Source organism: Micromonospora arborensis (assembly GCF_003205615.1).
GTDB lineage: Bacteria > Actinomycetota > Actinomycetes > Mycobacteriales > Micromonosporaceae > Micromonospora > Micromonospora arborensis.
The window spans coordinates 140,769-162,227 of record NZ_PYBV01000027.1; the positions used below are offsets into that span (position 1 = coordinate 140,769).

Here is a 21,459-nt window from a genome sequence, read left to right on the forward strand (position 1 = left end):
TATTCACCGACCGACCATCCGCCGGTCACCGTTACCGACCAATCGGGCCGGCCCGCCAAATGCCGGGCAAGTCGCATACCGGACCGATCCCGCCCGCCCTGCCGACGCCAGCTCCGTGCGATCGTCGATAGGCTGCGCGTGCCCATCCGGCGGCTCCTTCCTCGGTGGTGAATCCGGTATTAGCACTCGTGACGCTAGTGAGTGACGATTGCCCCCTCCTTGGTGTGCGGAACAAGCTTCGAGCAAGGTGCCGATCGATACCTTTTCCCGGCCGGTACCGACCTCGGCGGGAACCGGAGCCACGTAAAGGAGTTGCCATGACGGAAGCGGCGGCAAGAACGACCGCAATAATGGACGAAAAGGATCCGGAGTTGTCGCCGGAGCCTTCTACCCGGTCCCGCCGGGCCCGTTGGGGGGTGCGCCTCGCGGCCGTGTCCTGCGTGGGCTGGCTGGTCGTCGTCGTGCTGCACCATCTACTCAGCGCCCGGACGTACGTGTGGGGACCGGTGGACCTGCTCCCGCCGATCGCCTGGGCGGCGGTCCCGGTGGTGCTGCTGCCCATCGCCTGGCTGGCGCGGCCGATGCGCAGGCGGCTGGTCGGGGCGGCACTGCTCGCCCTCGTGCTCGGCATCGGCTACAGCGGAATCAACTTCGCGACGGTGTTCTACACCCCGCCACCGGCGCCCGCCGACGCCGTCAAGGTGGTGACCTGGAACACCGAGTACTGGGACCAGGACCGGCGCAACGGCGGGGAGCAGCGCACCACCACGGGGCAGTTCTACGACTTCCTGCGCGAGATGGACGCCGACGTCTACCTGCTGCACGAGTACGCCAACGTCGACGACTCGCTGGTCGACGTCTTCGCGCAGGCGTACGAGATCGACCAGACGGCGCAGTTGAACGCCGCGTTCCCCGGCTACACGATCGTCCGCGAGGGGCGCAACATCACGCTCACCCGGCTGCCGGTGGTCGGGCACGCATGGCTCGACTCGCAGCCGTACCTGCCGGACGATCTGAAACCGGTGCCGCCGGCCCTCGTCGACCGACCGCTGTTCTACAGGTCACAGGCGCTGCGTACCGACATCCGGGTCAACGGCCAGGTCGTGTCGTTTTACAACTCCCACATCTTCCAGCCGCCGGTGCGGATCCTGCTGCTGCGTAGCGACGACGACCGGAACATGTTCGAGATCGACCGGCTCAACTTCGAGATCCGACAGGCCAGCTACCGGGCCATCGCCGCCGACCTGAAGAAGAACCCGAACCGGGCGGTGATGGCCGGCGACCTGAACACCTCACCGTCGATGAATCTCCTCGACATGGTCTCCGACCGACTGGTCGACCAGAGCAGGGCGCTCTCCTCGCTCTACCCGGTCACCTGGCCCGTGGGCGACAAGCCACGAATGTGGCGTATCGATTGGCTCTTCACCACTCCGGACATCAAGGTGCACAATTATGACCTGACCCTCCCCAAGGGTCTGTCCGACCACAAGGCCCAGCAGTTCGTCATCTCCGCACCCTGACCGAGATGAGCGGCACATTGACGCGAAACACGCGGCAGCGGGCAATCCCGAGCATTTAACGAGCATGAAACCGATCGACTATTGTCTGCCGATGTCGATCAGGCACTAAGGTGGTCGACGGGTCTTCTCGACGACGAGAAACCGACGAGTAGGTGTCGTCCACCTCCCAGCGCAGCCGAATTCCTGCCCGAGGAGCATCGATGAAGCCCGCCAAGACGCCACTGGTGTCAGTGGTAATCCCCTGCCACAACAGCCGGAAGACCATCGCCCTGAGCGTGCTCTCGGCATTGCACCAGACCCACCCGTCGATCGAGGTCATCGTCGTCGACGACGCCAGCACCGACGAGACGCCGGGGATCGTCGGAAAGCTCGGCTGCACGCTCATCGAACTGGCCGACAATGTCGGCGCCGGCCCCGCCCGCAACCGCGGCATAGCCGCAAGTAGCGGCGACATCCTCTTCTTCCTCGACTCCGATGTCGCCCTCGCCCCCGACGCGGTCGCCAACGCCGTGAAGATCTTCGAGGAGAACCCGTCCTACGGAGCCGTCTGGGGTGTCTACGGCGACCGCCCCCTGGTCGACGACGGCGTGGTGGAGTGGGTGCAGGTGCTCTACGGCCACTACCGCGCCACCCGCAAGCTCGGGCCGGCACGGACCGGCCACTTCGCCAGCGGCGCCGTACCCCGCCGGGTCATCGACGACATCGGGGCGTTCGACGAGCGGCTGCTCGGCCAGTACGCCAACGAGGACCATGAGTTCAGCCTCCGGATCGCGGAGCACTACCCGGTCACCCGCACCCTGTCCGTGGTCGGTTACCACGACGACGACGACCAACTGTCCTCGATCCTGCGGAAGCTCTACCGGCGGGCTGGCTCACTGGTTCCCCTCGTCCTCAAGCAACGCGAGCTGAAGCCCGAGCGGGAGGCCACCCACCGGCCCGCCGAGGTCGCGGCCGCCTTCCTGGCCACCACCAGCCTCCCCCTGGTGCTGTTCTCCCCCTACCTGGCGGTCGTCCCGGTCGCCTTCCTGACGTGGTTCATCGGCGTCGACCTCCCCCTGCTGAGCTACGTCCGACGCACCGCGGGCTGGCGGATGGTCCCGCCGAGCGCCCTACTCAGTTTTCTGTACAGTCTCGCGATTTCCGCGGGCGCGTTGAGTGGTGGCCTGCGCTACGTGCTCGACGCCCGCTTCCGACAGAGGTACCGGACACCCGCCGGCGTCCATTAGTACGCCGGCCTGCGTCAGACGTGATGACGGGGAGAGCATGTGAGGATCCGACTACTGGGACCCATCGAGGTGGAGTCAGCGGGTGGCCCGCTGGATGTGGGGCCACGTCAGCGTCGCGCGGTCCTGGCGGCCCTGGCCGTGGACGCCGGCACGCCGGTGTCGATCGACACCCTGACCGAACGGGTGTGGGGGCCGGCGGCTCCGGAGGCGCCCCGCAGCGCCCTCTACGCCCACGTCGCCCGGCTGCGCCGGGCCCTGGCGCAGGTCGACGACGGCTCCGGCAGACCCATCGGCCTGAGTCGCCACGGGGACGGCTACGTGCTGGACGTCGAGCGCCAGCAGGTGGACCTGCACCGGTTGAACCGTCTCATCGACACCGGCCGCGCGGCGACGCGGATCAGCGACGAAAAGCCGATCGCCGCGCTGCGCGAGGCGATGGACCTGTGGCGGGGGGATCCACTCGCCACCCTGGCCAGTGACTGGGCCAACCGGGTCAGGCGCAGCGTGGCATCGCAGTTGATCAGCTTGGCCGGCGCCTGGGGCGCCGAGGAGCTACGACTCGGCAACCCGGAAGCGGTCGCCGAGCGGCTGGCCCGGATCCTCGGCTCGTACCCGCTCGCCGAACCGCTCGTGTCGCTGCAGATGCGGGCGCTCTGCGCGATGGGACGTACCCCCGAGGCGTTGCAGTACTACGTCGACACCCGCGCGCAGGTCGTCGAGCAGTTCGGCGCGGAGCCCGGCCCCGAGCTGCGCAACCTGCACGTCGCCATCCTCCGCGGCGAACTCGACGAGCCGTACCCGGGCAACGCCGGCCCGGTCTCCACCCCGATCCGGCACGTTCCGCGGCAGCTACCCGCCGACATCGTCCGGTTCTCCGGCCGGCACGGCGACCTCGCGCCGATCCTGAGCTGGCTGAACCCCGCCAGCACAAGGGAATCGGCTCCGGTCGTGTCGATCTACGGGGCCGCCGGGGTGGGGAAGTCCACCCTGGCCATCCACGCCGCGCACAAGCTCACCAGGCGGTACCCGGACGGCCAGTTGTACATCGCCCTGCGCGGCACCAGCGTGGACGCGGAGCCGCTGACGCCGGTCGACGCACTCGCCCGGCTGCTGCGCACCCTCGGGGTCAGCATGAGCTGCGACCAGGAGCAGGTCGACGAGGCCGCGGCCCTGTTCCGCTCGGTCGTCGCCGGGCGGCGGCTGTTACTGGTCCTCGACAACGCCGTCGACGCCGCCCAGGTGCGCCCGTTGCTGCCCAGCGGCGCCGGCTGCCGGACGCTGGTGACCAGCCGTCAGCCCCTGGCGGGGCTCAGCGACGTGCGCCAGCTACGCGTCGGACCACTCACCGTCCCGGACGCCATCGCGCTGCTGAGCCACTGGGTCGGCGCCGAACGGGTGGCGGCGGAGCCGGAGGCCGCGACCGCGATCGCCGAGTGGTGCGAATGCCTGCCGCTGGCGCTGCGCATCGTCGGCGCCCGCCTCGTGGCCCGCCCCGGATGGCCGCTCGCCGAGCTGCGCGACCGGCTCGCCGACGAGCGCCGCCGGCTGGACAATCTCGAGTTCGACGGTGTCGGCCTACGGGCCAGCATGGCCGGCTCCTACGACCGTCTCTCCGGCAGCTCGGACCGCTCCGAGCGCGCCATCGCCGAGGCGTTCAAGTTGCTGGGCACGTCGCCGATGACGGAACTCAGCCGGTCGACCGCCGCCCAGGTGCTCGCCCGCTCGGAGGCACACACCGAACGCATCCTGGAGCGTCTGGTCGACGCGCAACTGTTGGAGACCTCGACGCCGGGCAGTTACCGAATGGGTGAACTGCTGCGGCTGTACGCCCGGGAACGCTTCGGCGGGCCCGAGGGAGAAATGACCGGCGAACTGTCGGACAAGGAAGAAGCAAGCGGTTCGCGGTTAGCGTGAGTCACCAGCTCGATTCCTTTCCATGATCGGAGAAGGTGCCGCGTGTCAACAAAAGAACTGGACGCACCGCAGGCCTTCCCGGGAATCGCCGTAACAGTGACCGCCATGCCCCAGAAGCGTTGGCGTCCGGTGGCCCGCCGGGTACTCGTGGGCCTGCTGCTGGCGGTCACCGGAGTCTTCATCGTGCTCGCGCTGCGTGGTCAGGACTGGTCCACGGTGGCCGGCACGCTACGCGGGCAGCGGCCCGGCTTCGTCGTGACGATGGCGGCGCTGGCCGTCCTGGCCAATGCCGCCGGCCTGATCGCCACGATGGTCTCCTGGAGGGCCATGCTCGCCGGCGTCGGCGAGCGGGTCTCGGCCGTGGACGCGGCCCGGATCTTCTACTTCGGACAGCTCGTCAAATACGTGCCCGGCAAGGTGATGGGTTTCCTGGTCAGCGTCGAGATGGGCAGGGCCATCGGCGTACCGGCGGGTCGGATGAGCGCGGCCTGGCTGCTGGCCCTGGTGGTGAGCCTGCTGACCGGTGCCACCGTGGGGCTGGCCGCCGGGCCGGAGGTCTTCGGCGCGTCGTCCGGCTGGCTCCTGTTGGCCGTCCTGCCGGTGGTCGCGGTCCTGGTCCGCCCCGGTCTGGTGGGCGGGGCGGCCACCCTGCTCGGCCGGCTGCGCCGCCGCCCGGAGCCGTCGACGGCGATCTGCGGCACCGGCATCCGGCAGGCGGTCGTCGCCCAACTGCTGGCGTGGGTGATCGGGGGCGCCCACCTGTGGGTCCTCGCCGTGGCGATGGGGGCGCCGCCGCTGCGTGCGCTGCCGCTCTGCCTCGGCGCGTTCGGCCTCGGCGCGGTCGCCGGGGTGATCGCCGTCTTCGCCCCGGACGGCATCGGCGTCCGGGAGGTGGTGGTGACGGCCGCGCTCAGTGTCATCCTGCCGGTTCCGGTGGCCGGGGTGGTGGCGCTGGTCAGCCGGGTCGTGGTGACGCTGAGCGAACTCGCCACCGCCGGGGTCGGCCTGCTGGTGACCGCGGCGATCATCCGGCGGCGCCCGGCGACGGCAGCTCCTGCCGTGCCCACGGCGGCGGCGATGGGTCCAGAGCACACGAATGCCGACTCACCGGCTCCCAAGAAATCGCCAAGAAAATGGCCACAGGCGAACCACTAATGTGCTCAGGGATTAGGTAGTCGGCCGTAGCGATACCTCAGAGAATGCGGTACCCATGCCGGACAGGAAATACGATCTGACACTAGCGGCCACCCACTACGAGCCGTACGTCAGTGGATTCACGCAGACCGCACGCAGCATCGCCGAGGGAATGGCCAATCGGGGTTGGCGGGTCGCCGTCGTCACCGCCCAGCACGATCCCGAACTGCCGCTGCGGGACACCGTCGGCGGGGTGGACATCTACCGCTCCCCGGTGCTGATGCGGGCGGGCCGGGCGTTCGTCGCCCCTCGCTACCCGATCCTGGCCGGCCAGGTGGCGCGCAGCTCGTCGGTGCTGCACCTCAACCTGCCGATGCCGGAGGCGGCCCTGCTGGTGCCGCTGGCCCGCCGCGTACCGGTGGTGAGCATGCTGCACAGCGACCCGCACCTGCCGGCGGGCTGGTCGGGCCGGGCCTTCGCGCGCGCCTCGGACGTCGCCTCCCGAGCGGCCATCCGCCGCTCGGCCGCCGTGGTGGCGAGCAGCCACGATCAGGCACACGCCTCGCGGTTATGGCCGGTCATCCGTAACCGCAACTTCACCCCGATCGCGCCACCGTGCCTGGACCGGCGGGGCGGTGAGCCTCGTTACCGGGAGACCGGCGGCCTGCACGTCGGTTTCCTGGGCCGGATCGTGGCGGACATGGGCATCGGCTACCTGGTCCGGGCGTTCCAGCGGATCGTCGACCCCGACGCCCGGCTGTTGATCGCGGGCAACTACCACGAGGTGACCGGTGGCGATCTGACGGCCGTGCAGTCCGAGATCGACCGGGACAGTCGGGTACGGATCCTCGGCGAGCTGCGCGGCCGAGAGGTCAACGATTTCTACGCCTCGGTCGACGTGTTCGCGTTGCCGGCGGTCGCCAGTTCGTTCGGCACCGTACTGGCCGAGGCGATGATGAGCGGCATCCCGTCGGTGACGACCAATCTTCCCGGCAACCGTTACCCCGTGGCCGCGACCGGATTCGGCCGAGTGGTTCCGCCCCGGGATCCACAGGCGCTGGAACGGGCCATCTCCGAACTGGCGGCGGTGCCGCGGCATTGGAAGGAGCAGAAGGCCCGGGCGGCACGGGCGCGTTTCTCCGTGGCGGCGTCGCTGGATGCGTACGAGGTTCTCTTCAGCAGCCTTCGCGGACGCACCGCGGCACGACAACACCGATGAGACAAAGAAAGGTCGAAGCCCGATGAATGAGCAGCCACTCGTCTCCGTGATCATTCCGAACTACAACTATGCCAGCACCATCGGCGAGTGCATCAGAGCGGCGAAGAACCAGACGTACCCGACCGTCGAGGTGATCGTGGCCGACGACGCGAGTACGGACGACTCGGTGGCGATCGCCAGGGCGCTCGACGTCACGGTGCTGCAGGTGCCGGTCAACAGCGGCGTCTCCACGGCGCGGAACCTGGGCGCCCGGCACGCCAAGGGCGAGGTGTTGTTCTTTGTGGACTCGGACGTCGCGCTCGATTCCGACGCGGTCGAGCGGGCGGTCGACCACCTGCGGGAAGAGCCGCGACTCGGCGCGATCTGCGGCATGTACCGGGCCGAGCCGATGTTCCCCGACAGCCTGGTCAAGCGCTACCGTGCCATCCAGCAGTACGTCTGGTTCTGCGAGGTCGAGGGCGCCATCCCGGGTCTGCACTCGGCTCTGTTCGCGATAAAGAAGGAGACGTTCCTGGAGATCGGCGAGTTCAACGACCGACTCCGCTGGACCGAGGAGCAGGACTACGGCTTCCGGCTCAACGCCCGGTACGAGGTCAAAGCCGTACCCACCATCCGGGGACGACACGACCACGACGGCACGCTGCGGGTGATGCTGACCAAGGTGTTCAACCGTACCCGGCTCGGCGCGCCGAACTGGCTGCGGCTGAACAAGCTCCCGGGTGGTGCCGGCACCGGATATCGGGCACTGGGCAGTGCCGTCCTTCTCGCGGCGGTGATCGCGCTGGTCTCGTCGGTGCTCCTCGGCCCCTGGGCTCTCCTCGCCGCCGCGGTGCTGACCGGGATCGGCATCGGGCTCGACAAGCGCACCTACGGCTACGCCTATCGTCACCACGGAATCCTTTTTGGACTACGATTCACGGTGCTTCACCTATTGGTGACGCTCACCTCGGCGGTGGCCGCTGGCATCGGCATTCTGCAGGGGCTGCTGTTCCCACGCATGACGCAGCGACTCTACCGCGTCGAGAACCCCGCCTGACCCCACGCGCCAGCATCAACGGTGCCCGACCGGAAAGTTGAACATGACTCTTTCTGATCAGCCTGACGACCTGGGTTTCGGTATCGACAGCACAGCGACCGAGGTACTCGCCGGCATCGACCTCTCCGGTCGGTTCGCCATTGTCACCGGCGGATACTCCGGCCTGGGTCTGGCGACCACCCGCGCTCTCGCCGCCGCCGGCGCCCGGGTCCTCGTTCCGGCCCGCCGTACGGACGTCGCGCGGGAGGCGCTCGCGGGGGTCGCCGGCGTGGAGGTCGACGAGCTCGACCTCGCCGACCTCGGCAGCGTCCGGAACTTCGCCGACCGCGTCCTCGACGCGGGTCGCCCCATCGACATCCTGATCAACAACGCGGGCATCATGGCCGCCCCGCTGACCCGGGTGGGCGAGGGCTGGGAGGCCCAGTTCGCGACCAACCACCTGGGGCACTACGCCCTGGTCAACCGGCTCTGGCCGGCGCTCACCGCGGACGGCGGCGCGCGCGTCGTCGTCCTCGCCTCGGGCGCCGGGGAGACCCCGCGCATCAACTGGGACGACGTGCACTTCGAGAACGGCTACGACAAGTGGGCGGCGTACAGCCAGTCGAAGTCGGCCAACATCCTCTTCGCCGCCGAACTCGACCGGCTGGGCCGGGCAGCCGGGGTGCGGGCCTTCTCGGTGAACCCCGGCTACATCCTCACCCCGTTGCAGCGGCACCTCTCCAAGGAGGAGATGGTCGGCGCCGGCTGGATCGACGAGAACGGCACCGCACTGCTGCCCGAGTTCCGGGCACCCGAGCAGGGCGCCGCGACCCAGGTCTGGGCCGCGACGTCACCGCGACTGGCGGATGCGGGCGGCGGCTACTGCCAGGCTTGCGCGGTGGTCAGGACCTTCGATGGCCCCGCCGACCGGGAAGCGGCCGAGCGGCTCTGGGCTCTGTCGGCCGAGTTGACCGGCGTCGACGCGTTCGGCAAGTCCGAGTAGTCGGAGCGGCGGGCCGGTTGCCAGCCCGCCGGGACAGGACACGTGGGGTGGGCCCGGCCGGCCGGGTCCACCCCCGCCCGACCCGACACCCGCCGAGCGACCACCCAACGCCCGCGTACCCGAAAAAGGCCCCGACCCAGTGTGAACCACCAGGTCAGGGCCTTGATCGTTGGTGCGCCGCCAGGGACTCGAACCCCGAACCCGCGGATTAAGAGTCCGCTGCTCTGCCAGTTGAGCTAGCGGCGCTCGCTGACAACGGTGAGCACCATACCGGGTCGCTTCCCACCTCCCGACAACGGGACGAGATCAGGCCACGCCGCCTGGACGCGGCGGCGGGGCTGGCTCGCTCGGGGGCGGAGGACCATCCGGCGGGTAGCGTCGAAGCCATGTCGTTGGAGGCGATCGGTGCACTGCGGGAGCAGGTTCGCCGGACGGTGTACGAGTATGTGGTCGCGCGAGCGGAGCCGGTGAGCCGCAACGAGGTGGGCGAGGCGGTGGCCATCGGTCGTACCCTCGCAGCGTTTCATCTGGACAAGCTGGCCTCGGTCGGCCTGTTGGAGGTGACCTTCGCAGCGCGCGCCGGCGGGCCGGGGGCCGGGCGGCCGGCGAAGCTGTACCGCCGGTCGTCCGTGGAGCACGCAGTCGTGCTGCCGCCGCGCGACTACCGGCTGCTGGCCGGCATGTTGGCGAGCGCGATCGAGCGGGTCGGCGCGGAGCCGGCGGCCTACGCGGCTGCCCGTGAGCAGGGCGCGAAGCTCGCCGGGGGTGCGGCAATGCCGCGCCTGGTGGAGCTGGGCTACGAGCCGTTCGAGGACGCCGACCGGACGATCCGGCTACGCAACTGCCCGTTCGACGCGGTGGCCCAGTCCCATGCCGGGCTGGTCTGCGGGTTGAATCTTGCGTTGCTTGAAGGCGTGCTGGGTGAGGGTCATGTCGTGCGGCTCGACCCGGGGCCGACCGGGTGCTGCGTGGCGATCCGCTCTAAAGACAATGAAGCTTGACATAGACAGTAGTTTGGCCACATGGCCGAACATCACCTCGCGCAACTGAACATCGCCCGGCTGCGCGCCCCGCTCGACAGCCCCGAGCTTGCCGACTTCGTCGCCCGGCTGCCCGAGATCAACGGCCTCGCCGATGACTCGCCCGGCTTCGTCTGGCGACTCCAGGACGAGGCCGGCGACGCGACCGCGCTGCGGCCCTTCGGAACGGACGTCATCGTCAACCTGACGGTGTGGCAGTCGGTCGAATCGCTACACGCCTTCGTGTACCGGACGGTGCACCTGGAGCCGATGCGTCGGCGCCGGGAGTGGTTCGTCCCCCTCGACGGGCCGCACCTGGTGCTGTGGTGGCTCCCCGCCGACGTCCTGCCGACCCTCGGCGAGGCTGCCGAGCGACTCGACCTATTGGGCCGCGACGGCCCCTCGGCAGCGGCGTTCACGCTTCGCGAGCCGTACCCCGCTCCCGGCGTGCTCGCCGGCTGACAGCAGCGGACCGGGACGCGAAAAAGGCCCCGACCGGCAGAGTTCTGCCAGGTCGGGGCCTTGATCGTTGGTGCGCCGCCAGGGACTCGAACCCCGAACCCGCGGATTAAGAGTCCGCTGCTCTGCCAGTTGAGCTAGCGGCGCTCGCTGACAACGACGAGCACGCTAACACGTCTCCGATTTGGCTCTCGGACCCGTCCAGGGACCGAACCGGGTCGGGGCCCCGGTGTGATTCGCTCAGTGAGCGGGGTTCGGCGTGTGCGGCAATCGACCGAGTTGGTGCCAGTTCGTCTCCGCGACATCGACGCCGTAATGAGCCGCAGCGGCCAGGATGTTCTGGAAGGCCAGGTCGCGGTCCTTGTCGGTGACGCCCTGCACCTGATCGAAGCGGGCGATGGCATTGCGGACGTGACCCGCATCGGTCATCGGCTCCTTGCGTTTGTCGGGGAACGCGAAGACGCTCTCCGGCAGCTCGCGCTTGTCCTTGTCCGACAGGCCGCCGTGCTTCTCGTGGGGCTTCCAGGTTGACTTCATCACCCACCATTACCCACTTGTTGTCCGGTCTCACCCGCCTGTCATTCGCCGGCACGCCCAGCACAACCACGCGACCTTCGCGGTCTGGGCAGCGGGTGCGGGGCTGGCCGTACCGAAAACGGGTGTACGACAGCCCGTAGCCGGAGGCGCCAGCTCCGCATGCGGCTCTCCTCGTGTCGTACGTCAGGCGTCCACTGATCCGCGCAACCATGGACGTACGCCGATCGATGACGCCACGGCCCACAGAGCTGGACTCACGCGGGGCGCATGGCCGGCGGTGGTCCGCAACCCGGAGATCCGCGGGGCCTGGCTCCTAGGAATGCCGATGAATCATGCATCGGTCCATTGCGTACGAAGCTTGCGAGCGAAATAGCCAGCGGCAATCCAGGCACCGATAGCGGGGAGCGGGCGCAGCGGCATAGCCCCGACGGCCATGGCGATCGACACGGCCAGGGCCACGCCACCCATCACCACGGTGAGGACGGCGAAGACGCCGAGGGTCACCTTCTGCTTGACGTCCAACTGTCGTGCCCGCACGAGAGGTGCCTGGGTCCCCATCGCCCCCGGCCGTCGCGGCTGAGGAATCTGACCCGGTTCCCGAGCGGGCATGGCGACTCGCCGCTCAGCGGGGACCCGAGCATCGATGGCTGCGGTATCCACGCCGAGATAGATCGTCGGCTCGATGCGTACCGACACGGCGTCGTTGCCGACCATCAGGCGCCCGCCATCGGGATAGGCGAGCAGCGCGACGCAGTTGTCGAACCGTACCGTCGTCGCTCGCCGGTCCGGATGCACCCGGCTGACGTGCTCTAATCCCACCGTGAGTCGTTCCTCGGGATCGGCGCCAGAGGCGTGGTGCTTGTCGCCGGCGGCGGGTGCCGGCGCGGCGGCGGACCCGGTCGGTGCAGCCGTGAAACCGGCCCACTCGGCCGTGGTCCCGAGGGGCGTCATGAGCAACGCCGACGCCAGTGCCTCGGCAGCCGCCTCCCTGACCGCCGCGGCGTCGACCGCTTTCAGCTCGCGGACGAGCTGGTCGCGGTCCAGGACCGGCTGGTCGGTCAGCAGTTGGAACGCGACGCTGGGAAGGCGGGCAGCGTCGGCGTCGTCACCCTCGAGAGCGGCCGTCGCCCGATTCACCACCGACGCGATGTCGTCGTCGTCGATCCGGCCCACCCGCAGGGCGGCCAAGACGTCCAGGAAGCCGCCGAGCACGGCGTCCTGCTTGCCGGGCAGCGCGTCCGCGAGGGCGCTGAGCACGGCGAATCCGTCGCCACGTGAGTCGTAGTTGGTGGCAGCCGTATACGACAGGCCGGCTTCCTGACGTAGCGCGCGGAAGAGCCGGCGCTCCAGCACCCCGGCGAGCACCCTGCCGGCCGCGCCATCGCGGACCACCGCGTCGAGCGCCGTCGCGTGTGAGCTGCCCGCGAAGAACGCCGGCGTGCTGGGCAGCGCCGACGACGGCGAGGGTACGGGACGGCGGGCACCATCCGGCAGGTCGAGTTTCAGCCCCGAGGGAGGCTCCGCGCCGGCGAACCACAGGACGGCGTTACCCCTGGTGAAGTACCGAGCAGCCCACTCCCGCAGATCGCCCGCGGTGACGTTGTGCAGGCCCCATTGGGGAAAGCTGACCAGGCCGTGGTCACGGGCTCCGTAGCGCCACAGCGGCATCTCATCGAGAGGACCTGTGACACGACCGCTCTCCTCGGTCGACACGATGGACTTCTCGATCGCGATCCGCGCGTCGTCGATGTTCTGCAGGGACCGGCAGACGCTGGCGAGGAAGTCGGTGACGGAATCGACCGGGCCCTGGAGGTGGAAGTGGGTGACGACGTTCCCCGTCGAGCCGTTGTAGTGGTAATCCGCCTGGCCGAGCGGGTGCAGTGCCAGATGTTCGAGCAGGTGGGTGATGCCTCGTCTGGCGAGCGTCTCGTCAGCTTGGCCGACCCGGAACAGCAGGCCGGCCCGGGCGGGGCCGCTCGTGGGGGCGACGACGGTGGGGACGCCGTCCACCTCGGTCCGCTCGATCACCACAACCGCCACTTCCGCAATGCCCGGGCGCGGTGCTCCTGGAAGACGTCGACCGGGTCGCCGAAATATCTCCAGGGCGACTCGCTGACCAGGTTCCCGGTCGCCTCGAACAGCGGCCGAGCGGTCTTGCGGTCACCGATCAGACCGAACAGCAGGGCGAACGAGTGGTAGACGCCAACCCATCCTGCGGTGCGCTGGAAGGCCGGGTGGAGCACGGTGCGCCCCAACGCCTCCTGGAGTTCGGCTACCACCTCACGCCGTCTGAGGTACGCCTGCCCGCCTCCGGACGGCGACAACGCGTGCTCGAGGTGCGCTTCCGCGATCAGGACGGCGTTGTGGGCACCGTCGGGCGCCGCTGCGGCGCACTGCCGGGCAAATTCGTGCATGGCCTCGACCGACCCACCCCATTTCGGGCAGAGTTGCTGAAGCAGCTGGCTCTGCGCCGACAGGTGGTGTGGGTCCCGCGCGGCGACCTGCTCGTACCGCCTCCGGGTCTCCGCCTCCCCCATCTCAAGGCCGCGGGCGATCATGAGCCGCACCGTCCACACCGCCGGGTCGCTGCCGTCGTGCGCCACGGAGTCCGCCGTTACCCGTTCCGCCTCGGCGAGCATCTCGTGGAACCGCTTGAACTGCTCAGGACTGACGTCCCGTGCCATCTTGCGGGTTCGTACCGCCCACGCCTTCTCGGTGAGCCGATCAGCGAGCATCGCCGCTGCGGCGGTGTCCGCCGGGTTGGCCCTGAGGACGGACTCCAGGAAACCGGTCGGGGCCTTCTGTGACACGGTGAAGATCGCCCGGGTTCGGGCGTCACCCACCCAGGCGGCGAGCTGGTCCTGTACGGCGGGCCAATCACCTGCGCGCACCGCCTCACGCAGCGGCACCAGCTCCGGGTTGGCAACGGCCGGGTCCGTCGTGAGGGCAGTCGGCGAGGCGATCATGGCCGGCATCCTACGAGATCAACATCCCCGTCGTGGTACCCAAATTCACTGCAGCGAGGCGGGCTACGGGACGATCGGGACCGGGGGCGCGCGAGGTGCCGGCGCAGGGTTTCGGGCAGGGACACGTCGAGGTAGCAGAAAAGCGACCGCCCCCGATGACCATCTCGCAGGCCCGTCAGCATGCTCCGGTAGCGGCTGAGCAGGTATTCGAGCTCCAGCCGGAAACGACCGCCGTCGGCTACCCCACGGTCGTCGACGAACGAGCGCAGGTCCGCGCGTAATGCCTCCCACCGGCACTGCGCCACGAGCCGATCCCGTTCGCCGACGACGTGCCCTGCGGTGTCGATGAGCAGGCTGGTCGCCGCGTCGGCGTTGGCGAAGCTCAAGCCCAACCGGTGAACGACCGCCGATGTGATCCGCAGGTCGGCGGCTGCCAGGAGCCGTCCGACCGACTTGCGGTCGCCCCACCGGCTCGGTGGGGCGCCTGCGGCCGGAGGCGGCGGCAGATATTCGCCGAGGACCTGCCCCATGGCCGGCAATAGGCTGCCCGGTGTCCAAGCAGCCAGCGAGACCCGGCCCGATGGGGCACCCACCCGACTCAGCTCTCGGGCCGCCGCCTCGTGGTCATTCGCGTAGATCACGCCGAACACGGATAGGACCACGTCGGCCGAGTCGTCTCGAAGCGGTAGCCGGCTCGCATCGCCGACCCGCCAATCGACCGCCAGGCCGTCATCCACGGCTCGACGCCGGGCCAATTCCAACAGCGCGGGCTCCAGATCCACCCCGACGGTACGGGCCCCGCACCGTGCGGCCAGAATCGCCGCGTCGCCCGTACCGGTGGCCACATCGAGCACCCGGTCATCCGGCCGTATCGCGGCGGCTGCCACCACCGCTTCGGCGACCGGCATCAGCCGCCGTGCCATGGCCGGATAGTCGCCGGCAGCCCACGACGCGGCATTCGGGGCGTCGCCGGTACCAGTAGGCGAGGGTGGCTGCGGCGAGCAGCGGCCCCCAGAGCGGGAAGGGCATCAGCAGGACCAGGAGATGGTCCGAGAGGTCGGTGCCGGCCCCGAAGGATTGTTGTACCAGCGAATGACCGGCTATGCACATCATGAGGGACACGATCAGTCCCGGCACGACCGCGGCGTAGACGGGTACCGGCCGACCCCCGAGAAAGGGCAGCGAGCGTGGGAAGACCTCGCCACGGGGCCGGATCAATCCGAGGGTCAGCCAGGTACCACCCTCGCCGGCGACCGCGAGGGCCAGTCCGAAGATGCGTAGACCGGGGTGTTCGGCGAGGGTCTCGGCGCTTTCACCGATGGGCCAGGGCGTCAGCCAACTCAGCCGGGTCACCACGTACGGCAGTGGGCACAGCGCGGCGGACCAGGTCAGGATGCGACCCCACGATGACGCGGAGGCCGGTGTCGTCCACAGGGCTCCCGGCCGTCCGCAGGATTGGCAGTGGCGCCGATGGTGCCGCAGGAGGCGTACCAGCACCACGGCCCAGCAGGCGCCGATCGCCAGGGAGCCGAACACGACCAGCGGCCGGTATCCGATGGGCTCGGCGTCGCGTGCGATGTAGTTCAGCCACAGCAGCAGAGTGACGAAGGCCGCCGCTCCGACGGCTATCCCAGCGGCGCCCGCCGCGCTGCCGTGGTGTGGGCTCGCGCGCCTGACCAGACGCGTGGTCAGCGCGGCGACGATCGCGGCCGGCACTGCCAGAGTCATCAGGTACCCAGTGATGGTGAGAACCTGGATGTCGGGTACCAGAAAGCCGAGTACGAGCGCCGCGACGGCCGCCACCGCGATCCCGCCGACCCGGATCGGTGCGCCCGTCCGGCCGTCGAGCAGCAGACCGGCCAGCGCCACTCCGACGGCGCCGGCTGTCAGGGCGAGCACCACAGCCGTATCCGCAGGTACGTAGGTCATCAGGGACAGGTCCGCGAACCGGTCCTGCGGGCCGAACGGGTAGCTGCTCGGGCGTAGCCACCACAGGAACCCGACACCGATCAGCAGTAGGGAGCCGACCAGGACACCGACCTCCGGCCAGCCGGCGACGTATCGATGGTGCCGTAATGCCGGGGCGTCGTCCGTCGGTGCCTCGTTCATCGTTGCCCTCCCCTGGGTGAGCCGGCCACGCTTCTCGCGGCCGGCGTGATGACGCCAGGATCTCCAGGTTCAGGAGCCGGTCACCATCTGCCGATCGGTAGATACCGGTTGTCGGCGCGGCGCGGCTACGGTGGGCCCGTGATCTCGCTGAACGCGCCGGGAGCCCGTTCCGGGCGGCATTTCCGTGGACGTACGGTGCGGGCGACCGTGGCGCTCGGCGCCTGCCTCGGTGTCGTCGTGCCGGCCGGCGTATGGGGATCGCGCAGCCACCCGCCGTTCGCGCTCGCCGCCGCGTTGGCCGCCGCGACGCTCGCTGGGCACGCGGCGATGTGGCCGCGCACCCGCCGGCTGATCGGCGTGAGCACCGGCGTGGTGTCCCTGTTGTCGCTCGGCGCGACGGGGCTGTGGCACCACGTGGGCGCTCCTATGCCCGCAGGGCCCTGGCCCCTGCTGACCACCGCAGTCCTGATCGTCGACCTCGCACTGTTGTGCCGGACGGCGACGTCACGGGTCTCTACCCTGACGGTCGCCGTGGCGATCCTCGCGGAGAGTGTCCTGGCCGTTCCGATCACCGGCGCCGCCGCGCTGGGGTGGCGGGACCGTGTCGCGGTGTGCGTCTTCTGGTCGCTGGCCGGTTTCGCCGGCATTGCCGCCGGCTTGTACCTGCGCCGCCTCGACGAGGCTCGGATACGCGCGGTTGCGCAGGCTCGCCGGGCGCAGCGCGTCCAACTCGCCACCGATCTCCACGATTTCGTCGCCCATGACGTCAGCGCCATGGTGATCCAGGCGCAGGCGGCGCGAATCCTGCTCAGCGAGCGTGCCGCCGACGTCGCCGACGTACTCGGGGCCATCGAGGCGGATGGCACCCGAGCACTGAACGCCATGGATCGCACCATCCGGCTGCTGCGGGAACTCGAGGACGCCGCCAGCGCGACCCGTACGCCCCTGCCGGATGCCACCGAGTTGCCGGAGCTGATCCAGCGGTACGCGGCCGCCTGGGACGGACCCGTCACGGTCGCCCTCGATCCAGGGCTCGAATCCTCGTTGCTGCCCGAGGCAAGCACGACCGTCTACCGCGTGGTTGTCGAAGCACTCACGAACGTGCGCCGCCACGCCCGCCCCGGCGCGGCCGTTGACGTCCGCCTGCACCGCAGCGCCGGCGGCGTCGCCCTGGTCGTCACGAACAGATGTTCCGGACCGGATGCCGACCACCAGAGCCCTGTTCCGCTCCAGAGCCGACGCGATCCCGTGCGACGTCACGGCGGCACCGGGCTGGCCGGCCTGGCCGAGCGAGTGGAGATGCTCGGTGGCACGCTCGACTACGGACCCCGATCGCCGGCCGGATGGCAATTGCACGTCGCCCTGCCCGCCGACGTGCTGCGGACCGCGTCATGACCATCCGCGTGCTCGTCGCCGATGACCAGGATTCCGTCCGTTTCGGGTTCCGTACCATCCTGACTGCCGCCGCGGACATCGAGGTCGTCGGCGAAGCCGCCGACGGTGAGACGGCACTGGCCCTGACTCGGCGGCTGCGTCCCGACGTCGTCATCGCCGACATTCGCATGCCGGGGCTGGACGGACTCGAACTGACGCGGAGACTCTGCGCCGCTGATGCTCCGGTTTCCGCTCGCGTCGTGGTGGTGACCACCTACGACCTCGACGCGTACGTGCACACCGCGCTCCGGCACGGCGCCAGCGGATTCCTCGTCAAACACGCCGGGCCCGCCCTGCTCACCGAGGCAGTCCGTGCCGCGGTGGCCGGCGACGCGCTGATCAGCCCCACCGTGACGGTCCGGCTGCTGCGCGAGCTTTCCCGCACCGCCGTCGAGCCCGCCCGCAAGCCGGAGCCGCCACTGTCCGACCGGGAGAGGGAAATCGTCCTCCTGGTGGCTGACGGCCTGACCAACCCCGAGATCGGCGCCAAACTGTACATCACCCCCGGAACCGTCAAGACGCACCTCGCGAGCATCCAACGCAAGCTGAAGGTGCGAAATCGCGTCGGTATCGCCCACTGGGCGTGGGAGACCCGCACCCGGACGCGGACGCCAGGAGCATCAGGCGAGCAGCGCTGATTTTTGCGGGTGACTTTGTAAGGCCGGCTGGAGTCAGATCCGGGAGATTTCGTAAGACATCCAGAGGTGCGGCTTCCGAGCACCCACCGAGCGACCACCCACCACCGACGTACACGAAAAAGGCCCCGACCGGCAGAGTTCTGCCAGGTCGGGGCCTTGCTCGTTGGTGCGCCGCCAGGGACTCGAACCCCGAACCCGCGGATTAAGAGTCCGCTGCTCTGCCAGTTGAGCTAGCGGCGCTCATTCGGCAACGGAGAGAACACTAGCACCCCTGCGAGGAGGGCTCCAATCCGGTTACCCGGCTCCACCCTTCGGTCGAGCTTTGCGGGCAAGAGTGCACAAAACCACCATCGCGCTCAGGACAGGGGGGTGAGTTGCGGCGTTGATACGGCACGATGTCCGCCAGGTACGCGAGAACAGAGGTGGGGATGACACGGTTCACGCGAGCCGGGGCGGTGCTGGGCGCTCTGACTCTGGTGGCGTCGCTGGCACTGACCGGGTGCGGCGACAAGCAGAAGAAGCCGGAATTCGTTGGCGGGGCGTCGTCGTCAGACGCGAGCGCCGCACCAGACGCGTCCGCGCCCTCGGGACCGGGCGGGTCGAGCACGCCGAGCGGGCCCCCGCTCACCCTGAGCCCGGCCGACGGCGCGAACAACCGGCCGGTGAGCACGGAGATCAGCGCGAAGCTTCCGGACGGCGGGAAGGTTTCCGCGGTCACCCTGACGGCGGACGGCGGGGGCGCGGTGGAGGGCAAGCTGCGCACCGACGGTTCCGCCTGGGTGCCGTCCGCCCCGTTGAAGTACGGCACCCGCTACACCGCCTCGGTGACGGCGAGCGCTGCCGACGGCACGAGCAGCCAGGGCACCAGCAGCTTCACCACGATGGCCAAGCCGAAGTCGACTGTTGGTTCCGGCCTGTACCTCTTCGACGACAAGAGCTACGGCGTGGCCATGCCGGTGGTCACCGAGTTCCACCCGGGGATCCCGAAGAAGGACCGGGCGGCGGTGCAGAAGCGGATGTTCGTCCGCACCGACCCGCCGCAGCCGGGGGCGTGGCACTGGGTCGACAACGGCACGCAGGCCTACTACCGGGCACCCGAGTACTGGAAGCCCGGCACCACGATCACGGTGCGGATCGCGCTGGCTGGCATGCCGCTGAGCAACGGCAAGTACGGCGACGTCGACCGGAAGGCCACCGCCAAGATCGGCCGGTCCTTCGTGATGAAGGTCGACAACGCCAACAAGAAGATGACGGTGTTCGAGAACGGCGCGCTGGTACGCACCATTCCGGTGAGCCTCGGCAAGAAGAGCACACCGTCGTCCAGCGGCACGATGGTCGTGATGGAGAAGAAGGAAGCCACGACCTTCGACACCCGCGACGACCCGGACCCGGCCAACCGCTACGTCACCGACATCGAGTTCGCCCAGCGGCTCACCTGGGGTGGCGAGTACATCCACGCCGCACCCTGGTCGGAGCACGTGCAGGGCCGGCAGAACGTCTCGCACGGCTGCGTGAACGTGTCCATGGCGAACGCCAAGTGGCTGTTCGGCAAGACGAGGATCGGTGACCCGATCACGATCAAGGGCACCGAGCGCCGGCTCGCCGCCGGCAACGGCTGGACGGCGTGGAGCCTGAGCTGGTCGCAGTTCATCAAGGGCAGCGCGCTGCCGGTGCCCAGTGGTGGGGCCGGCCCGGCGCTCTGAGCCGTCGGTCTCCTCGCGCCGGCCCTGCCGATGGCCGGGCCGGCGCGTACCCTTGCACTCCCGCGACGCGACAATGCCGCGGCGACCCCTCAGCCCCGGTACGGAGACGAGCCACGCTCACGAAACGCCGGATAGTAGCAAAATTCCGGCACGATGGTCGGCGTGTTTCGGTTCACCCTCGGCAACCGGGGCCGGCTCTGGCGCGTCAGTAGGAGACGATGGGGCAGCGACCACGACTGTGAGGGAATCATGCGAGCTAGCCAGGACCAGCTGATCAGGCCCGGTGGGCGACGGCGCGTGTTCGCGGCGGGCCTCCTCGCCGTGGCGCTGGCCTTCACCTCCGCCTGTACCAACGGCGACGGCGGCAAGCCGTCCTCGTGGCACGGCGGCGATGAGAGCCCGCCGCCGAAGGCGGCGGCGACCATCAGCGAGCCTGCGGCCGATGCCAAGGACGTGCCAGCGTCCACCGGCATCACCTTCACCACGAAGGATGCCGTGAAGACCACCGTCGAGCTCAAGGACGCGGCCGGCAAGGCGGTCGAGGGCACCCTCGCCACGGATGGCAAGACCTGGTTGCCGGCCGGCGCGCTGGCGTATGGCACGAGCTACACGGCGACCGTGACCGCCACCGGCGACGATGATCGCCCGGCCACCGCGACCAGCACCTTCACCACCATGGCCAAGCCGGGCAATCAGGTACGGGTGAGCAGCTTCCTCGGCGACAACCAGGTGGTCGGGGTCGGAATGCCGCTGATCGTGAAGTTCAGCCGGGGCATTCCGGAGGACTACCGCGACGACGTACAGCGCCGGATGACGGTGACCTCGACACCGGCCCAGGAGGGCATCTGGCACTGGGTCAGCCCGACCGAGATCCGGTACCGGCCGAAGGAGTTCTGGAAGGCCGACAGCAAGATCTCCTACCGGGTGCAGGCCGGTGGCCTGCCGATGGGTGCGGGTTGGTACGGCCGCGCCGACCTCGCGGTGGACATCAAGATCGGCGCTTCGCTGATCATGACGGTGGACAACAAGACCAAGCGGATGACGGTGACCCGTAACGGCTCCGTGGTCAAGACCATCCCGGTCAGTCTCGGCAAGAAGTCCACCCCCTCGTCCAGCGGGACGATGGTGGTCATCGAGAAGCTGCGCAAGACCGTGTTCGACACGATGGAGGAGTTGGGCCCCGAGGAGGGCTACCGCACCAACATCGACTTTGCGCAGCGACTCACCTGGGGCGGCGAGTTCATCCACGCGGCGCCCTGGTCGGAGGGCCAGCAGGGCAGCGTGAACGTCTCGCACGGTTGCGTGAACGTGTCGATGGCCAACGGCGACTGGCTGTTCAAGAACACCCAGATCGGCGACCCGATCACGGTCAAGGGCACCGAGCGCAAGCTGCAGAACGGCAACGGCTGGACCGACTGGAACATGAGCTGGGACGAGTACGTCAAGGGCAGCGCCCTCCCGTACGAGCCGCCGGCCGACCCGGACGCCACCCCGGCCCCGGACGGCGCCGCCACGCCGACGCCCACCCCGACCGCCTGAGCCACCTTCCGAAAGCCCCCTCCT

Annotated in this window: 17 protein-coding genes, 3 tRNA genes and 2 pseudogenes; 13 read left to right on the forward strand and 9 right to left on the reverse strand. The window is 69.4% G+C overall.

What is annotated here, in order from left to right; genetic code table 11:
- Nucleotides 1-317: 317 nt before the first annotated feature.
- The 7 genes from C7C45_RS21345 to C7C45_RS21375 all read left to right on the forward strand — a co-directional run bounded on the left by C7C45_RS21345 (nucleotide 318) and on the right by C7C45_RS21375 (nucleotide 9,031).
- Nucleotides 318-1,520, forward strand: coding sequence for an endonuclease/exonuclease/phosphatase family protein (locus tag C7C45_RS21345; protein WP_146247363.1), 1,203 nt, complete (start codon nucleotides 318-320; stop codon nucleotides 1,518-1,520).
- Nucleotides 1,521-1,720: 200 nt separating this feature from the next.
- The gene (locus tag C7C45_RS21350; RefSeq protein ID WP_110565456.1) at nucleotides 1,721-2,746 is read left to right on the forward strand and encodes a glycosyltransferase family 2 protein; all 1,026 of its coding nucleotides are present in this window, start codon (nucleotides 1,721-1,723) and stop codon (nucleotides 2,744-2,746) included.
- A gap of 39 nt (nucleotides 2,747-2,785) precedes the next feature.
- Nucleotides 2,786-4,660: an AfsR/SARP family transcriptional regulator gene (locus tag C7C45_RS21355; RefSeq protein WP_110565457.1), complete on the forward strand. Its 1,875-nt coding sequence runs from the start codon at nucleotides 2,786-2,788 to the stop codon at nucleotides 4,658-4,660.
- 105 nt (nucleotides 4,661-4,765) lie between these two features.
- Complete coding sequence (locus C7C45_RS21360) at nucleotides 4,766-5,815, forward strand: lysylphosphatidylglycerol synthase domain-containing protein (RefSeq protein WP_110565458.1); 1,050 nt, start codon at nucleotides 4,766-4,768, stop codon at nucleotides 5,813-5,815.
- 55 nt (nucleotides 5,816-5,870) lie between these two features.
- A complete protein-coding gene (locus C7C45_RS21365; RefSeq protein ID WP_110565459.1) occupies nucleotides 5,871-7,013 on the forward strand; it encodes a glycosyltransferase family 4 protein in 1,143 nt (380 codons plus the stop codon).
- 22 nt (nucleotides 7,014-7,035) lie between these two features.
- Nucleotides 7,036-8,049, forward strand: a complete 1,014-nt coding sequence (locus C7C45_RS21370) for a glycosyltransferase family 2 protein (RefSeq protein ID WP_167454778.1) — start codon at nucleotides 7,036-7,038, stop codon at nucleotides 8,047-8,049.
- 43 nt (nucleotides 8,050-8,092) lie between these two features.
- Complete coding sequence (locus C7C45_RS21375; RefSeq protein ID WP_110565461.1) at nucleotides 8,093-9,031, forward strand: oxidoreductase; 939 nt, start codon at nucleotides 8,093-8,095, stop codon at nucleotides 9,029-9,031.
- Nucleotides 9,032-9,201: 170 nt separating this feature from the next.
- Here the strand turns inward: C7C45_RS21375 and C7C45_RS21380 are convergent.
- Nucleotides 9,202-9,277: transfer RNA gene (locus C7C45_RS21380), tRNA-Lys, on the reverse strand.
- Between the two features lie 140 nt (nucleotides 9,278-9,417).
- Between C7C45_RS21380 and C7C45_RS21385 the strand changes: the two genes are divergently transcribed.
- Nucleotides 9,418-10,032: a helix-turn-helix transcriptional regulator gene (locus C7C45_RS21385; protein WP_110565462.1), complete on the forward strand. Its 615-nt coding sequence runs from the start codon at nucleotides 9,418-9,420 to the stop codon at nucleotides 10,030-10,032.
- A gap of 21 nt (nucleotides 10,033-10,053) precedes the next feature.
- On the forward strand, nucleotides 10,054-10,512 hold the full coding sequence (locus C7C45_RS21390; protein ID WP_110565463.1) for a DUF3291 domain-containing protein: 459 nt from the start codon (nucleotides 10,054-10,056) through the stop codon (nucleotides 10,510-10,512).
- Between the two features lie 68 nt (nucleotides 10,513-10,580).
- Here C7C45_RS21390 and C7C45_RS21395 read toward each other — a convergent pair.
- The 7 genes and pseudogenes from C7C45_RS21395 to C7C45_RS21420 form a co-directional block, all read right to left on the reverse strand.
- Nucleotides 10,581-10,656, reverse strand: a tRNA-Lys gene (locus C7C45_RS21395).
- Nucleotides 10,657-10,749: 93 nt separating this feature from the next.
- Entirely contained in the window at nucleotides 10,750-11,046 is a 297-nt protein-coding gene (locus tag C7C45_RS21400) for a DUF6582 domain-containing protein (protein ID WP_110565464.1), read from the reverse strand.
- Nucleotides 11,047-11,376: 330 nt separating this feature from the next.
- Nucleotides 11,377-13,074 carry a peptidase M16 family protein gene (locus C7C45_RS21405; protein ID WP_110565532.1) on the reverse strand — a complete coding sequence of 566 codons (1,698 nt, stop codon included), beginning with the start codon at nucleotides 13,072-13,074 and terminating at the stop codon, nucleotides 11,377-11,379.
- Nucleotides 13,071-14,012, reverse strand: a complete 942-nt coding sequence (locus tag C7C45_RS21410) for a hypothetical protein (protein WP_146247364.1) — start codon at nucleotides 14,010-14,012, stop codon at nucleotides 13,071-13,073. Before C7C45_RS21410 ends, C7C45_RS21405 begins: the two co-directional genes overlap by 4 nt.
- A gap of 29 nt (nucleotides 14,013-14,041) precedes the next feature.
- A pseudogene (locus C7C45_RS35130) lies at nucleotides 14,042-14,209 on the reverse strand (kinase); the annotation flags it as partial.
- Nucleotides 14,210-14,590: 381 nt separating this feature from the next.
- Nucleotides 14,591-14,935 (reverse strand): annotated as a pseudogene (locus C7C45_RS35135) (class I SAM-dependent methyltransferase); the annotation flags it as partial.
- Nucleotides 14,871-16,121 carry a hypothetical protein gene (locus tag C7C45_RS21420; RefSeq protein ID WP_110565467.1) on the reverse strand — a complete coding sequence of 417 codons (1,251 nt, stop codon included), beginning with the start codon at nucleotides 16,119-16,121 and terminating at the stop codon, nucleotides 14,871-14,873. The gene C7C45_RS21420 and the pseudogene C7C45_RS35135, both read right to left, overlap by 65 nt.
- A 138-nt stretch (nucleotides 16,122-16,259) precedes the next feature.
- Here C7C45_RS21420 and C7C45_RS21425 point away from each other — a divergent pair, with 138 nt between their 5' ends.
- Both C7C45_RS21425 and C7C45_RS21430 read left to right on the forward strand, forming a co-directional pair.
- Nucleotides 16,260-17,516, forward strand: a complete 1,257-nt coding sequence (locus tag C7C45_RS21425; protein ID WP_146247365.1) for a sensor histidine kinase — start codon at nucleotides 16,260-16,262, stop codon at nucleotides 17,514-17,516.
- Nucleotides 17,513-18,193 (forward strand): response regulator, encoded by a 681-nt coding sequence (locus C7C45_RS21430; RefSeq protein WP_110565469.1) that lies wholly within the window; start codon nucleotides 17,513-17,515, stop codon nucleotides 18,191-18,193. The genes C7C45_RS21425 and C7C45_RS21430 overlap by 4 nt, the downstream gene beginning before the upstream one ends.
- 164 nt (nucleotides 18,194-18,357) lie before the next feature.
- Here the strand turns inward: C7C45_RS21430 and C7C45_RS21435 are convergent.
- Nucleotides 18,358-18,433, reverse strand: a tRNA-Lys gene (locus C7C45_RS21435).
- A gap of 188 nt (nucleotides 18,434-18,621) precedes the next feature.
- On the opposite strand from C7C45_RS21435, the gene C7C45_RS21440 reads away from it, so the two are divergent.
- Together C7C45_RS21440 and C7C45_RS21445 are read left to right on the forward strand one after the other, a co-directional pair.
- Complete coding sequence (locus tag C7C45_RS21440; RefSeq protein WP_110565470.1) at nucleotides 18,622-19,896, forward strand: L,D-transpeptidase; 1,275 nt, start codon at nucleotides 18,622-18,624, stop codon at nucleotides 19,894-19,896.
- A gap of 249 nt (nucleotides 19,897-20,145) precedes the next feature.
- Nucleotides 20,146-21,435, forward strand: a complete 1,290-nt coding sequence (locus C7C45_RS21445) for a L,D-transpeptidase (RefSeq protein ID WP_110565471.1) — start codon at nucleotides 20,146-20,148, stop codon at nucleotides 21,433-21,435.
- The last annotated feature ends 24 nt before the right edge of the window (nucleotides 21,436-21,459 follow it).